We start from the raw sequence: 14,431 nt of genomic DNA on the forward strand, positions 1-14,431 counted from the left end.
GACCCGGGCCGGCAGGCCTGGGCCAACCGCCGCAGCTTCCACCCTCCCCGCCGGTGACACCGATGGCAGGCGGTGCGCTGGGCAACCTGGCCCAACTGGCCACTTCAGGCGCCGAGGCCGCCCCTGCGGCCCCGGCCGGGAGCTCTGCCCCGCTACCGCCGGCGGCGCCACCGCCGGTCACAGCCGGCTCGGCCGCCGTACCGGCGGGGCCGTTTGCCGCCGCCCCGGTAGCCCCGTCGGGACCGTTGCCCGGCTACGGCGCGGACCTGCGCCCGGCCGCCGCGGCGATCCCCACCACACCCACCGCGCCTGCGGGACCGGCCGGTCCAGCGGTCCAGCCGGCGCCCGGTAGCGCGCCTGCACCGGGTGGTCCGGCCGTGGCCCCCTCCGGCAGGCCCAGCGGTGTCGGCGGGCAGTCCGGCGCATCGGTGGCCGGCGGGATTGCCGCCGGCAGCACCGCCGGAGCCGGGGCCGGCACCGCCGCTCGGCGCCTGGCCGAGCACCAGGATCTGCAGCGCAAAGTCGACGCCGTGGCCCGCCAGGCTCCGCACCTGGCCTGGGCGGTCGGCCTGCGCGACGACGAGACCACCGTCGTAGTCGCGACCGACCTGGCCGGCGGCTGGATTCCGCCGACCGTCCTACTCCCCCAAGGGTTGACGCTGCTGGATCCCGCCCAGCGCCGCCGCGACACCGGCGCGGTTGATCTGCTGGGTGCCGTGATCGCAGCCGTTGCCCACCACCCGAATACCTACGTCGGCGAGGCGGGACCCGAGGACCCGATTCCCGGAAGCGGGGAGCGTGCTCGCTTCGGCCACCACGTCGAGGAACTCGGCCCCACTCTGATCGATCTCGCGACAACCAACAGCCGCCTGCCCCGGATCGTGCAGACCGTCGCGCGCGCCGTCGCCCGCCGATCCGGGGTCGCGGACAACGAGATCGAGCTGTTTCGGCAGGTCCTGACCGACACCGAGGCGCGCATCAAGGCGTCCTACCCGCACCATGCGCCCCGAGACGTAACCGACTGGATGTTGTTGGCGGCCATCGACGCCCTGATCGACGGGAGTCAAGAACTGGCCGGCTACCACCTGGCCTGGTACCAGGCCACCGCGGTGCGACCGGGAGGGGTAACGCCATGACCGATGACTTCGTTCGGCATTACGGCGAGGATTTCTTGCGCATCGCACTGTCGCGTCCCCCAGCGGCTATCCCGCCGGGCCCGGTCCATCCCGGCGGGTCATCGCCCGTGGATGCCACGATGGCGGCCTTCGGGGCCGCGACCAACCTGAACCTGGTCGAGACCAACACCGGACTCGCCGAAGACCACGCGGACCGCGCCGGCCACGCCGCCGACGCTGCGCAAAAGTTCGCCAACCACGAGGCCGACGCGGCGGCGCGATTTCGCAGCGTCGCCGCCGAAGCCGGCCCCGCGATGGCCGGGCAGGGACCGCAGGAGTCCATGGGCGGGGCCATGCAGGGCGTCACCAGTGCCATGCAGGGCATTACCGGAGCGCTCGGCGGGGCACTCGGCGCCGTGGGCAAACTGCCGCAGGAGCTGATGCAGGCCGGTCAAGGAGCGTTGTCGCCGCTGATGAGCGCGGCGCAGTCGTTGAGCAAAGGCGGGCTTGGCGGCGCCACATTGGCTTCCGACTTCGATGCCGATCCCGGGTTGGAAGGCGGTGGCTTCGGCTCCGGAGGAACCGGCGGCGGGCTGGGCGCGGGCACCACGCCGGCCAGCAACCTGGGCCCGCCCCCGGTTCCGGGAACGTCGGCGCCCACTACCCCCACCGGCTCCCTGCGCGGCACGACAATGGCCGGGCCGGCAGGCGGCGCTCCGGCAACGGGTGGGGCCGGCGGCGGAATGATGCCGATGATGCCCGGCGGGGCAGGTGCCGGCGCAAAGGGCAAAGAGGACAAGACCGACGCGAAGCGTATTGCCGCTCCCGGCGTGCCGAACGGTCAACCCGTCAAGGGCCGCACCACAGCTCCGCCCAATGTTCCGGTGACCAAGTCCGTCGCCAAAGACGTCGGACATCCCGGCATCACGCCACTCAAACGCATTGTCGACAAGGACGATTCAGCGACGTGATACGTCCCCGTCGACGGGGGCTAGATGGGCAGCAGGCCGTGCTTGCGCTGCACCTTGGGGTAGTTCTGCTTGTCGCGCAGCAGGCGGAGCGACTTCCGCAGCAACAACCGCGTCTCGTGCGGCTGAATCACGGCGTCGATGTAGCCACGTTCGGCTGCGGTCCACGGAATCGCCATGTTCTCGTTGTAACCGTCGATGAAGTCCTGCTTGATCTTCTGCACCTCGGGCGCGGTCGGATCCGGGAAGCGCTTGACCAGCAGCTGGGCCGCGCCGTCGGCGCCGATGACGGCGATGCGGGCCGTCGGCCAGGCGAAGTTCAGATCGGCCGACAGCTGCTTGGAGCCCATGACCGCGTAACCGCCGCCGTAGGCCTTGCGGATGATCACCGTCACCTTGGGCACGTCGGCCTCGACGATCGCGTTGAAGAACCTGCCCCCACGCTTGATGATCCCGTTCTTCTCCTCCGACACCCCGGGCATCGCACCGGGAGTATCGACGACGAAAACCAGTGGGAGATTGAAGGAGTCGCAGAAACGAATGAAGCTGGCCGCCTTGTCGGAGGCCTCGGTGTCGACGGCCCCGGACATGTACATCGGCTGGTTGGCGATCACCCCGACCGGATGCCCGTCGACGCGGGCGAAAGCGGTGATCATCGCGCGCCCGCGCTGCTCGGCGATCTCGAAGACGTCGCCGTCGTCGAAGATCCGCAACAGGATCTCGTTCATGTCGTAGGCGACGTTGTCCGCGTCCGGAACGATGGAGTCCAATTCCAGGTCGTGCGGGGTGATTTCGGGCTCGAGGCCCGGGTTGATGACCGGCGCGTCGTCGAAGTGGTTGGCCGGCAGGAACGACAGGTAGTCGCGCACGTACTGGAACGCCGCGGCTTCGTCGTCGACCACCTTGTGAATGTTGCCGCGCTGCGCCTGGACGTCGGCGCCGCCGAGTTCGTCGAAGGTCACGTCCTCGCCGGTGACGTCCTTGATCACGTCGGGCCCGGTGATGAACATGTAGCCCTGGTCGCGCACAGCCACCAGCAGGTCGGTCTGGATCGGCGAATAGACCGCTCCCCCAGCACATTTACCCAAGATGATGGAGATCTCCGGGACCAGGCCGCGCAGCATCTCGTGGCGCCGTCCCAGCTCGGCGTACCACGCCAGCGACGTCACCGCGTCCTGGATGCGCGCGCCCGCGGAGTCGTTGATGCCGATGATCGGGCAGCCGACCATGGCCACCCACTCCATCAGCTTGGCCACCTTGCGGCCGAACATCTCCCCGACCGAGCCCTGGAACACGGTCTGGTCGTGGCTGAACACCCCGACGGGTCGGCCGTTGATCCGGCCGTGGCCAGTGACCACGCCGTCGCCATAGAGCGCGTTCGGGTCACCGGGGGTCTTGCACAGCGCACCGATCTCCAAAAAGGTGCCGGGGTCCAGCAGGGCATGAATGCGTTCGCGGGCGCTGGGGATTCCCTTCTTCGCACGCTTGGCGACAGCTGCCTCACCCGCAGGTTCCTTTGCCAGCTCCAGCTTTTCGCGGAGCTCGGCCAACAGTTCAGCGGTGGTCTTGTTCGTCACGCGCTCTCGCTCCCGGCTTGGATGCGGCTGATCGCCTCACTCATGTGGGCGCCCACCTTGGCAATGTATGGCTCATCGATGGCCTGAATGTGCTCACCCCCGATGTGCACGATCTCCAGGTCAGAGATGTACTCGCCCCAGCCTCCGTCGGGCTTGCGGGTCGCGTAGGCGGGCTCGAACACGATGGCGTCATCGTGGTAGCGGTCGGCCATGTACAGGGTGACGTGACCGTCGTACGGCTGGATCTCGATGGTGTCCAGCGCGCGGTTGTCCAGGTATGACGTGCGCTGGTGCTCGATGATCCCGCCCGGGATCTGCACGCCACTCTGCGCGACGACCTCGAGGACGAACTTGACCTGGCCCTCATCGTCGAGCTTCTCCAGTTCCTCGTAGGGAATCTCGGGAACCTCGACATTGAAGGTGCGCTCGGCGAACCGGGCGTAGCGGTCCCAGCGGGCCCGCATGCCTTCCTTGCTCTGATCGATCGGCTCACCCGGCAGCACCAGGTCGATCAGCCCGACGAAACGCACGTCGGCGCCGGCCTGCTTGAGCCCGATCGCACAGGCGTAGGCCAGCGCCCCGCCCAGCGACCAGCCCGCCAGAAGGAACGGACCGGAGTGCAACTCCAGCAGCTTGGGCACGTACTCGGCGGCGCGCTCTTCTATGGAGCCCTCCACCCGTTCGAAGCCGTAGATCGGGGTGTCGGCCGGCAGCCGCTTCATCAGCGGCTCGTAGACCACGGTCGAACCGCCCGCCGGGTGGAACACGAACAGCGGCAGACTCGGCGAGCCTTCCTTTGGCGCCCGCAGGGTGCGGACGAAACCGTCCACCACCCCTTCCTCGAGTTGGTCGCGCACGACGGTCGCCAGGCCCTCGATGGTGGTGGCCGTCGTGACGTCGTCGACGGTGATGATTCCCTCAGCCCGCTCCGACAGCCGTGCGGCGAGCTTCTCGGCCACTTCATCGTCCAGCGCGGGCAATTCGTTGAAGATGCCGCCCGGCGACTTCCCGGTGACGATCGCCCAGGTGGCGAACGTGACCCGCTCAGCGGCGTCACGCGGTGGCACGTCGGCGCCCAGCGCCTCGGTCACCGCCTCCTGGGTTAGCACCTTGGCAGCCGCAGCGGCAGCAGTCTTGGTGCTCACGCCGCTGTTGGCCCCCGGGCCCGACGGGTCGGTGGGCGGCGGCGGAACAGCAGGCCCCGCCGGGTTGGTCGGCGGCGGCGGGATCGGGATGTCCGACGGCGGTGGGGTGGCCGCGGGCTCGGCCACCGGAGCCGGCGCAGCTTCCGCCGACTCGGCTGCCTTGGCCGCCGCCAGGATCGCGGCCTGCTCGGCGGCGATCTCGTCAGCGGTTTGGGTCTTCTGGTGCTCGTGCAGCGCCTCGACCTCTTCGCGGTGCTCGATGGCGTAGCGAATCATTTCCTCGACGTTGTAGAGGTTCGCGTCGCGCACCGCCGTCAGCTGGATCGGCGGCAGGTCGAAGTCGTATTCGACCCGGTTCTTGATTCGCACAGCCATCAGCGAATCCAGACCCAGCTCGATCAGCGGTACCTCCCACGGCAGGTCCTCGGGCTCGTAGCCCATCGCACCGCCGACGATCGCGCCCAACCGGTCGGCAATGGTCTCACCGGATTCCGGCGACCATTTGGCGAAGCTCGCGGCTAGGCCGGCGCCGGCGGTCAGGTTGTCGCGCAGGATCTCCGCGTCGTCGACCTGTTCCTCAACCGGCGCAACCGAAGTCGTAGCCGACTCGGCCACTGCGGTGCCCGCGCCGACGGCGACCGGCAACACCGCGGCTGCGCCGCCGCGGGACACCAGCGCGTCGTAGACCAGCGTGAACGATTCGCCGATGCGTGCGTGCACCTGCACTGCTGCGCCACCGGGGTGCCGGGTCAGCGTGGTCACCAGCCGAGAGCCCTCGGCCGGGACCGCACGCTGCTCACTGGCCACCAGTGTCGCATCCGGAAGCACCGCTGCCGCTGCGGCTTTCACCAGGGCAGCCAGGTCGGTCTCACCGCGACCGGCGTACTCGAAGACGTGCCGGCCGTCCGGTGTCGCGACGTGCGAGCCGGGCATGACACCGGTGGCGTCGCCGGAGAAGCGGGCGTCGAGCCAGTACGGCTTGCGCCGGAAGTGGGTCGGGGGGATGTTGGCGAACTCCGCCGGACTGATCGGCCCCTGCTCCTCGCGCGGGAACAACGTCCGGAAGTCGAGGTCGTGGCCGTAGACGTAGAGCTGCGCCATCGCCATGGTCATCGCGTCGACGTCGTCTTGCTTGCGGGCCAGCGTCGCGATCAGCTGCGCGTCGTGCAATCCGGCGTCGGCGGTGGTCAGACCCACCTGCATCAGGGCGACCGGGTTGGGCGCCAGCTCCAAGAAGGTGGTGTAGCCATTGTCGACGGCGTTGCGGACACCGTGGGTGAAGTAGACGCTGTGCCGCATCCCCTTCTTCCAGTAGTCCACGTCGTGGATCGGTGTACCGCCGGGCTTGAGGTAGCTGCCCTCATGCACCGTCGAGAAGATGGCGATGTTCGGCGTGCGCGGCTCGATGCCCTGCAGCTCGGCGGAGAACTCGCCGAGCAACGGGTCCATCTGCGACGTGTGGCCGGCGCCCTTGGTCTGCAGCTTGCGAGCAAAGCGGCCCTCGGACTCGGCGCGGGCGACGATCTCATCGATCTGCTCGGGCGGACCGCCGATCACGGTCTGGCTCGGGGCGGCGTAGACGCACACCTCCAGGCCCGGGAAGTCGGCGAATACCGTCTTGAGCTCCTCGGCGGAGTACTCCACGAGCGCCATGAACCGGATGTACTCGCCGAACAGCATCGCTTCGCCCTCACCCATCAGGTGCGCGCGCGAGCAGATCACCCGGGTGGCGTCGGCCAGTGACAGGCCGCCGGAGAAGTAGGCCGAGGCCGGTTCACCCAGCGACTGACCGATGACGGCGGTCGGGCGCGCCCCGTGATGCTTGAGCATCTCGCCGAGCGCGATCTGGATGGCGAAAATGGCGATGTTGGAGGTCTCGATGCCGTACTCGTGCGAGTCGTCGAGGATCAGTTCCAGCACCGAGTAGCCGCGCTCGTCCTGGACCAGGGCGTCGACCTTCTCGATCCACTCGGCGAACACCGGATTGCGCAGGTAGAGGTTCTTGCCCATCTTGCGGTGCTGGGCGCCGAAGCCGGCCATCACCCACACCGGCCCGTTGGTGACCGGGCCGTCGGCGGAGTAGACGTTGGGCTTCTGCTTGCCCTCGGCGACGGCGCGCAGGCCGGCGACGGCCTCATCGTGATCGTGGGCCAAGACCACAGCCCGCGACCGGCCGTGGTTGCGCCGCGACAGTGCGCGGCCGATGGATGTCAGCGGCGTGGCCCGGCCCTCTTCGCTGTCGATCCAGTCGGCCAACTCGGCCGCGGCGGCCTTCTTGCGGGAGGTCAGGAACGCCGAGATCGCCAGGGGGATCAAGGGTTGCACGGGTTCTTCGGCGGCCAGTTCGGCCAGCGCCTCATCCCGCAGGCGCAATGCCTCATCAGTCAGGCCCGGCAGTTCGTACTCGGGCTCGTCGCCGTAGCCGTGCGCACCCTCGGGGGCGATGAACTCGCCGTACTCGTCGAAGCGGGGCGACTCGTGCTCGGCGGCCTCTTCGGCCTGCTGCTCTGGGGCGGCAGGCTCTTGGGGCTGCGGTTCGCGTTCGATCACGTCACGCGGCAGCACCTCGCGCACCACCAGGTGGGCGTTGGCGCCACCGAATCCGAAGCCGGAGACACCGGCCACCGCATAGCCGCCGTAGCGCGGCCAATCGGAGACGGTGTCGGCGACCTTCAGGCGGCTGCCGGCGAAGTCGATGTAGGGGTTCGGGCCCGCGTAGTTGATCGACGGCGGGATCTTGTCGTGCTGCAGGGCCAGCACGACCTTGGCCAGGCTGGCAGCCCCGGCAGCCGACTCCAGGTGTCCGACATTGGATTTCACCGCCCCCAGCAGTGCGGGCTTGTCGGCGGCGCGGCCGCGGCCGACCACGCGGCCCAACGCCTCGGCCTCGATCGGGTCACCCAGGATGGTCCCGGTGCCGTGCGCCTCGATGTAGTCAACGGTGCGCGGGTCGATCCCGGCGTTCTTGTACGCCTTGCGCAGCACGGCGGCCTGGGCATCGGGGTTGGGGGCGAGCAGACCGTTGGAGCGGCCGTCGTGGTTGACCGCAGACCCGGCGATCACCGCCAGAATCTGGTCGCCGTCGCGGCGCGCGTCGTCCACCCGCTTGAGCACCAGTACGCCGCCACCCTCGGAACGGGCGTAGCCGTCGGCGTCCGACGAGAACGACTTGATCCGGCCATCGGGCGAGAGCACCCCGCCGACCTCGTCGAAACCGACTGTCACCAGCGGGGTGATCAGCGCGTTGACCCCGCCGGCCACCGCCACGTCGGCCTCACCGTTGCGCAACGCCTGCACAGCCTGGTGCACCGCCACCAGCGACGACGAGCAGGCGGTGTCGATGGCCACCGAGGGGCCGCGGAAGTCGAAGAAGTAGCTCACCCGGTTGGCGATGATCGAACTCGCGTTGCCGGTGATGGCATACGGGTGGGTGATGCTCGGGTCCGACAGCGCCAGATTCTGGTAGTCGGCGTTCGACGAGCCCAGGTACACCGCCACGGATTCACCGCGCAGCGCCGACGCCGGAATGCGGGCGTGCTCCAGGGCTTCCCAGGTCAGTTCCAGCGCCATCCGCTGCTGGGGGTCGATGTTGTCGGCTTCCATCTTCGACAGCGCGAAGAACTCGGCGTCGAAACCCTTGATGTCGGACAGGTAGCCGCCGCGGGTGCGCGCCTTGGCGACTCGCTCGGCGACCCGGGGCTCCTCCAGGAACTCCGACCAGCGGCCCTCGGGCAGGTCGGTGATCGCGTCGAAGCCCTCCAGCAGCTTGCGCCAGGTCTCCTCCGGGGTGTTCATGTCGCCCGGGAGGCGGGTGGCCAGACCCACCACCGCGATGTCGTCGACGTCGGCGTTGCGCGACCAGTCCTCGCCGTCGGAATCGTCGACAACCACCGGCTCGCCCTCGACGATCACCGTGGCCAGCGCCTCGATTGTCGGGTGCCGGAACGCCACCGTCGCCGACAACGTCACGCCGGCGAAGTCCTCGATGTCCGACGCCATCGCCACCGCGTCGCGCGAGGACAGCCCCAGCTCGATCAGCGGTGCCGTCTCGTTGATCTTCTCCGGCGACTGGCCGGTGGCGTTGGACACCCAGTTGCGCAGCCAGGCCCGCATGTCGGCGACGGTCAGGTCGGTGCGGCTGGTGCCGCGCAGGATTGCGTCGTCGCCGTCGCCGGTCATCTGCGGAGCCTCGCTCATCTGGGGTTAGACCTCGTCGGGGTAGGCGTTTGGGCCGGTCGTGCCGCCACGCAGGCTGCCGTCGAGATAGGCGGCCCGGCAGGCACTGCGACCGATCTTGCCGCTGGACGTCCGGGGCACGGTGCCCGCCGACACCAACAGCACGTCGCGCACGGTCACCCCGTGGCGCACCGCGATGGCGGCGCGGATGTCGTCGGCGATGGGCTGGTAGTCCAGCTTGTGGGCGCCCGGGGCGCGCTCGGCCACGATCACCAGCTGTTCGGAGCTGTCCTCGGGGTCAAACTTCAGCCCGGAATGCGGGTTGTCGAACGCGGACTGCGGCAACTGGTTGGCCGGCACCGAGAACGCCGCCACATAGCCGGCCCGCAACGCGCGGCTGGCCTCCTGGGCGGAGTACTCGAGGTCCTGCGGGTAGTGGTTGCGGCCGTCGACGATCACCAGGTCCTTGACGCGGCCGGTGATGTAGAGGTCGTCCTTGTAGTAGGCGCCGTAGTCGCCGGTGCGCACCCAGAAGCCGTCCGGGTCGGCTCCCTCGGCGCGCGAGGGGCTGGTCCGCGACTTGAGCACGTTCTGGAACGTATCGGCCGTCTCCTCATCACGGTTCCAGTAACCGACGCCCATGTTGTTGCCCTGCAGCCAGATCTCACCGATCTGGCCGTCGGGCAGCTCGGCGCCGGTCTCGTAGTCGACGATCACCGCCCACTGGTCCACCGAGACCCGGCCGGCCGAAGCCTGGGCGACCGCGTTGGGGGCGTCGGCGGGAACCTCGATGAAGCGGTTGCCGTTGTTGAGCTCCTCGCGATCGACATAGACGATGCTCGGGCCCTCGTCGGGCGGGGTGGTGGACACGAACAGGGTGGCCTCGGCCAGTCCGTAGGACGGCTTGATCGCCTCCTCGCGGAAGCCGTACGGACCGAACGCCTCGTTGAACCTGCGCACCGACGCTGCGGACACCGGCTCGCTGCCGTTGAGGATCGCCCGGACGTTGCTCAGGTCCAGCGGCGGGTCGCCCTCCTTGGGCAGGCCGCGGGCGGCGGCGTGCTCGAAGGCGAAGTTGGGGGCCACCGAGAAGCACTCTCCGGTGTCGCCCTCCTTGCGGGCCATCTCCTTGATCCACCGGTAGGGCCGGCGGACGAAGGCGGCCGGTGTCATGAAGGTGAACTGCTGGCCCATGACACACGACAGCAAGATGGTGACCAGGCCCATGTCGTGGAAGAACGGCAGCCAGGTCACACCGCGGTCGCCCTCGCGCCCCTTGAGCGAGTCCAGCAGCTGGACGACGTTGGTCGGCAGGTTCAGGTGGGTGATCTTCACGCCGGTGGGCGTGCGCGTGGACCCGGAGGTGTACTGCAGGTAGGCGATGGAGTCACGGGTGACTTCGGGCATCTCCCACGTCGAGCCGACCTCGACCGGCACCGCGTCGACCGCGATCACGCGCGGGCGGGCATTGGCCGGGCGGCTGCGGAAGAACTTCCGAACGCCCTCGGCCGAGTCGCTGGTGGTGAGCACCGCCGAGGGGGTGCAGTCGTCGAGCACCGCGTGCAGCCGGCCCACGTGACCGGGTTCGCTCGGGTCGAACAGCGGCACCGCGATGCGGCCGGAGTACATGATCCCGAAGAACGACACCAGATAGTCCAGGTTCTGCGGGCACAGAATCGCGATGCGGTCGCCGGGCTGGGTGACCTGCTGCAGCCGGGCGCCCAGGGCGCGGTTGCGGGCACCGAATTCCGACCAGGACAGCTCCCGGGCCACGCCGTCGCGCTCGGTGGAGTAGTCGAGGAACCGGTACGCCACCTTCTCACCGCGAAGCGCAGCCCAGCGCTCGACGGTCTTCACCAGGTTGGCGTTGTCCGGGAACCGGATCTTGCCGTCCTTGACAAAGGGGTTGTGGTAGGCGGCCTGTGTTACCGGGGCCATCAAAATCTCCTGTCGCGAACATACGTTCAGTCAACTGCCGGGCGCGTCGGGTCGCGCTGGTGCGCTACATCACGGGCCCGGGACCTCACAGATGGTAGTGGGTTACCGCAACCCGGCGATGCGCTGCTGCCGTGCGACCATGAGCCGCCGCTCTTAAATTGCTCTTAATGTTAGAGGCCGGTGCGCCCCATGCCAAATCACACGGTACCGCGTGTGACGCCGGTCTCCGGGTACACGCGGCGTCAGCCGTGCGGCGGATGCGGCGCATTGGCGACCATGTCCCGTGCCCAGTTCAGGGTCCACTCGGTGGCGGACGCGCCGTCGCTGCTCCAGAAGTCCGGGGTGGCGTACATCGCGTGCACGGGCTGGCCGGCCCCGCCGGCCAGCGCCTCGAGCGTGGCGGGCAGCTTGCCGACGCTGAACGCCTCGCGGGGCGCGGCGCAGATCAGGTCACCGCGCGCGCAAATCTCGTTCGTGCGCTTCGCGAGGTCACCGAACCCGCCGTCGCGCGCACCGGTCATGGTCAGGCCCATCCCGGACAGGATCGGCAGCTCGTGCAACGTGACCTCCGCACCCTGCCCCGGCGGGGTCGGCGGCACATTGACGCCGCCGGCGCTGCCGTCCTGGCGGCGGCCGTCGGCGATCAGCGTGACGCCCAGGACCAGATCCTCGTCGACCGGGCCGCGTCCGTTGCCGATGTCACTGGCGACGTCGCCGGCGATCACCGCGCCCTGCGAAAAGCCGATCAGCACGTAGCTGGTCAGCGGGCAGCGGTCATTCATCTCGGTCAGCGCCTTGACCGTGGCACGCGTGCCTTCGGCACGGCTGTCGTTGTAGCTCATCTGCTTGTCGGCCGACAGCGGATTGTGGAACTGCGCGGTGTAGGGGACGGTGTAGGTCTGCAGCCGCGCCCCGTCGAACTGATCGGCCAGCGGGCGGGTGACGGTGAGCAACAGCGCCCGGGGGAACTCGGTGGGGTTCAGCGGGTCATCGGTCAGTGAGGACTCCCAGGTGCCGGGCACCGCCACCAGCTGCACATCGGGGCAGCTGGCGTCCTGGAAGGCCGGGCGCGGCTTCTTGGGCCGCGACGGCACCGAGCTGGTCGGCGGGACGCCCGCGCCGGGCTGGTCGGCGATCGGCGGAGTGGCCGGGCGCCTGATCCAGATCACCACAGCCACAATCACCAGGGCCACCACCAAAGCCATCGCGCCAGCGGCGATCCAGGCAAGGACGCGGCGGCGGTTCGCCGGCGACTTACGGGCTGACTTGCGGGGAGACTTCCGCGGGGACTTCCGTGCTTTGTTGGCCATATCGCCTATCACGGTACAGATCGGCGACGGCGCGCACCGACTCTGCGCCCACCAGGCGAACTACTCGAACTTGGGACTGGTGGGCGCAGAGTCAACGCCGAAAGTCAGCGGATTGCACCGACGATGTCGCCGACCATCGCACCCAGCTGCGACGACCACGAGCCCCAGCCGTTGTCCCCGGGCGAGAAGTCGAAGTGCGCGTTCTTGCCGCGCACCTGGCGATACTGCGCATGGAAGTAGCGGCCACTGCCGGCCGCCTCGGCGGGGTCGCCGATCATCGCGGCCGGGTTCGAGGCACCACCGCTCGGGCTGTAGATCCAGACCCGGGTGTTGTTCTGCGCCAGCAGGGTGGCGTGCACGGTCGGGTCATGCCACTTCCACCGGCCCAGCTGGGGCGCTCCCCACATGCCGTTGGGGTCCAGTCCGCCGAAGTTCTGCAGGCCGGCGCTGATCACGCCGCTCTCGGTGGTGTTGGCCGGCCCCAGGAAGCCTGACATCGCTCCGGCGAACCCGAACCGGTCGGGGTGGAACGTGGCCAGCGCTAGGGCCCCGTAGCCACCCTGGGACGCACCGACCACGGCATGGCCGCCCGGCGCCAGGCCCCGGTTGGCCGCCAGCCAGTCCGGCAGCTCCGTGGACAGGAACGTGTCCCACTGCTTGCTGCCGTCCTGCTCCCAGTTGGTGTACATGCTGTAGGCGCCGCCCGCCGGGGCGACGACCGAGACGCCCTTACCGGCCAGTGTGTTCATCGCGTTGCCCGCGGTCACCCAGTTGCTCAGGTCGGGGTGGGCGTCGAACGCGTCGAGCAGGTACACCGCATGCGGGCCCTGGTTCAGGAACGCCACCGGAATGTCGCGGCCCATCGCCGGCGACGGGACCATCAAGTTCTCGAACTGTGCGGCGTGCGCGGTCGAGCCGACGATTGCGCCCCCGCCCCACAGGCCCAGCATCAGTACGGCCACACACAGCGCCCGCAACACCTTCGACAGTCCGCTCATCTCCACCTCGCTCGTCGGCACAGCTTTTGTGATGGTTCGACCCACTGGTCGCACACGCCCTGACCCCGGGGGTAGTCAACCACACGACGCTTGCTGCCAGGACGGGAAACGACCGACGGCGGCGACCCAGGAGGTCGCCGCCGTCGGCGGTACTTCTATGTGCGTTGCGGGACTACTCGCCGCTGTCGCCACCACCCGGCGTGGCGCCCAAGTGCGCCTGCAGGTCGGGCTTCATGGCCTGCAGCTGCTGGCCCCAGTACTCCCAGCTGTGCGTGCCGTACTCCGGGAAGTTGAAGATGGCGTTGTGGCCGCCGGCCGCGGTGTAGAGCTCCTGGAACTTCTTGTTCGCACCGATCATGAAGTTCTGCTCGAGGAACACGGCCGGGATGTTGTCGCCGCCCAGCTCGTTGGCCTTGCCGTTACCGCAGAACACCCACAGGCGGGTGTTGTTGGCCACCAGCTTCTCGACGTTGACGGTCGGGTCGTTGCGCAACCAGGCCGGGTCGTTGTCGTCGCCCCACATGTCGTTCTTCTTGTAGCCGCCGGCGTCGCCCATCGACAGGCCGATCCAGCCCTTACCGGTGGACGGGTTGAGGTAACCCGACAGCGAGCCCGCGTAGGTGAACTGGTTGGGGTGGTAGATCGCCAGCGTCAGCGCCGACGAACCGGCCATCGACAGGCCGACCGCGGCGTTGCGGCTCTGGCTCACGCCGTACTCCGAGGCCAGGTAGGCCGGCAGCTCGCGGGTGAGGAAGGTCTCCCACTTGTAGGTGGAGCAGCCCGCCTTGCCGCACGCCGGCTTGTACCAGTCGCTGTAGAAGCTGGACTGGCCGCCGACGGGCATGATCACCGAGATGCCGGAGTTCAGGTACCACTCGAACGCCGGGGTGTTGATGTCCCAGCCGTTGAAGTCGTCCTGGGCCCGCATCCCGTCAAGCAGGTACAGGCCCGGGGAGTCCGAACCGCCGGACTGGAACTGGACCTTGATGTCACGGCCCATACCGGCCGAAGGCACCTGCAGGTATTCCACCGGCAGACCGGGCCGGGAGAACGCGCTCGCCTCTGGGGTACCCCCGACGGCACCGACCAATCCCGCCAGCAAGGCCGCGCCACCGGCGACGACCATCAACCTGTCAAGCAACTTCATCCTTGGCATCCTCATTCGTTCATTGCCGTATTTGCCTATAACGTGGTCCGACTCGGA

General features: G+C 68.8%; 8 protein-coding genes. 2 read left to right on the forward strand and 6 right to left on the reverse strand.

Translation table 11 applies throughout. The annotated features are described in order from the left end of the window. The first annotated feature begins 62 nt into the window (after positions 1–62). Positions 63–1,136 (forward strand): DUF5631 domain-containing protein, encoded by a 1,074-nt coding sequence (locus G6N14_RS20970; protein ID WP_234808942.1) that lies wholly within the window; start codon positions 63–65, stop codon positions 1,134–1,136. Continuing rightward, complete coding sequence (locus tag G6N14_RS17090; protein ID WP_085135988.1) at positions 1,133–2,086, forward strand: hypothetical protein; 954 nt, start codon at positions 1,133–1,135, stop codon at positions 2,084–2,086. Before G6N14_RS20970 ends, G6N14_RS17090 begins: the two co-directional genes overlap by 4 nt. Positions 2,087–2,106: 20 nt before the next feature. Here the strand turns inward: G6N14_RS17090 and G6N14_RS17095 are convergent, their stop codons facing one another. The 6 genes from G6N14_RS17095 to G6N14_RS17120 form a co-directional block, all read right to left on the reverse strand. Beyond that, complete coding sequence (locus tag G6N14_RS17095; protein ID WP_085135987.1) at positions 2,107–3,660, reverse strand: acyl-CoA carboxylase subunit beta; 1,554 nt, start codon at positions 3,658–3,660, stop codon at positions 2,107–2,109. Next, positions 3,657–8,984 (reverse strand): polyketide synthase Pks13, encoded by a 5,328-nt coding sequence (gene pks13 / locus G6N14_RS17100; RefSeq protein ID WP_179960893.1) that lies wholly within the window; start codon positions 8,982–8,984, stop codon positions 3,657–3,659. The genes G6N14_RS17095 and pks13 overlap by 4 nt, the downstream gene beginning before the upstream one ends. 24 nt (positions 8,985–9,008) lie before the next feature. Then, on the reverse strand, positions 9,009–10,919 hold the full coding sequence (gene fadD32, locus G6N14_RS17105; RefSeq protein WP_085135985.1) for a long-chain-fatty-acid--AMP ligase FadD32: 1,911 nt from the start codon (positions 10,917–10,919) through the stop codon (positions 9,009–9,011). A gap of 242 nt (positions 10,920–11,161) precedes the next feature. Further along, positions 11,162–12,229, reverse strand: a complete 1,068-nt coding sequence (culp6, locus tag G6N14_RS17110; protein WP_085135984.1) for a carboxylesterase Culp6 — start codon at positions 12,227–12,229, stop codon at positions 11,162–11,164. A gap of 104 nt (positions 12,230–12,333) precedes the next feature. Continuing rightward, positions 12,334–13,227, reverse strand: a complete 894-nt coding sequence (locus G6N14_RS17115) for an esterase family protein (RefSeq protein ID WP_085136078.1) — start codon at positions 13,225–13,227, stop codon at positions 12,334–12,336. A gap of 172 nt (positions 13,228–13,399) precedes the next feature. After that, the gene (locus G6N14_RS17120; RefSeq protein ID WP_235674207.1) at positions 13,400–14,374 is read right to left on the reverse strand and encodes an esterase family protein; all 975 of its coding nucleotides are present in this window, start codon (positions 14,372–14,374) and stop codon (positions 13,400–13,402) included. Positions 14,375–14,431: the final 57 nt, after the last annotated feature.

Source organism: Mycolicibacter hiberniae (assembly GCF_010729485.1).
Lineage (GTDB): Bacteria > Actinomycetota > Actinomycetes > Mycobacteriales > Mycobacteriaceae > Mycobacterium > Mycobacterium hiberniae.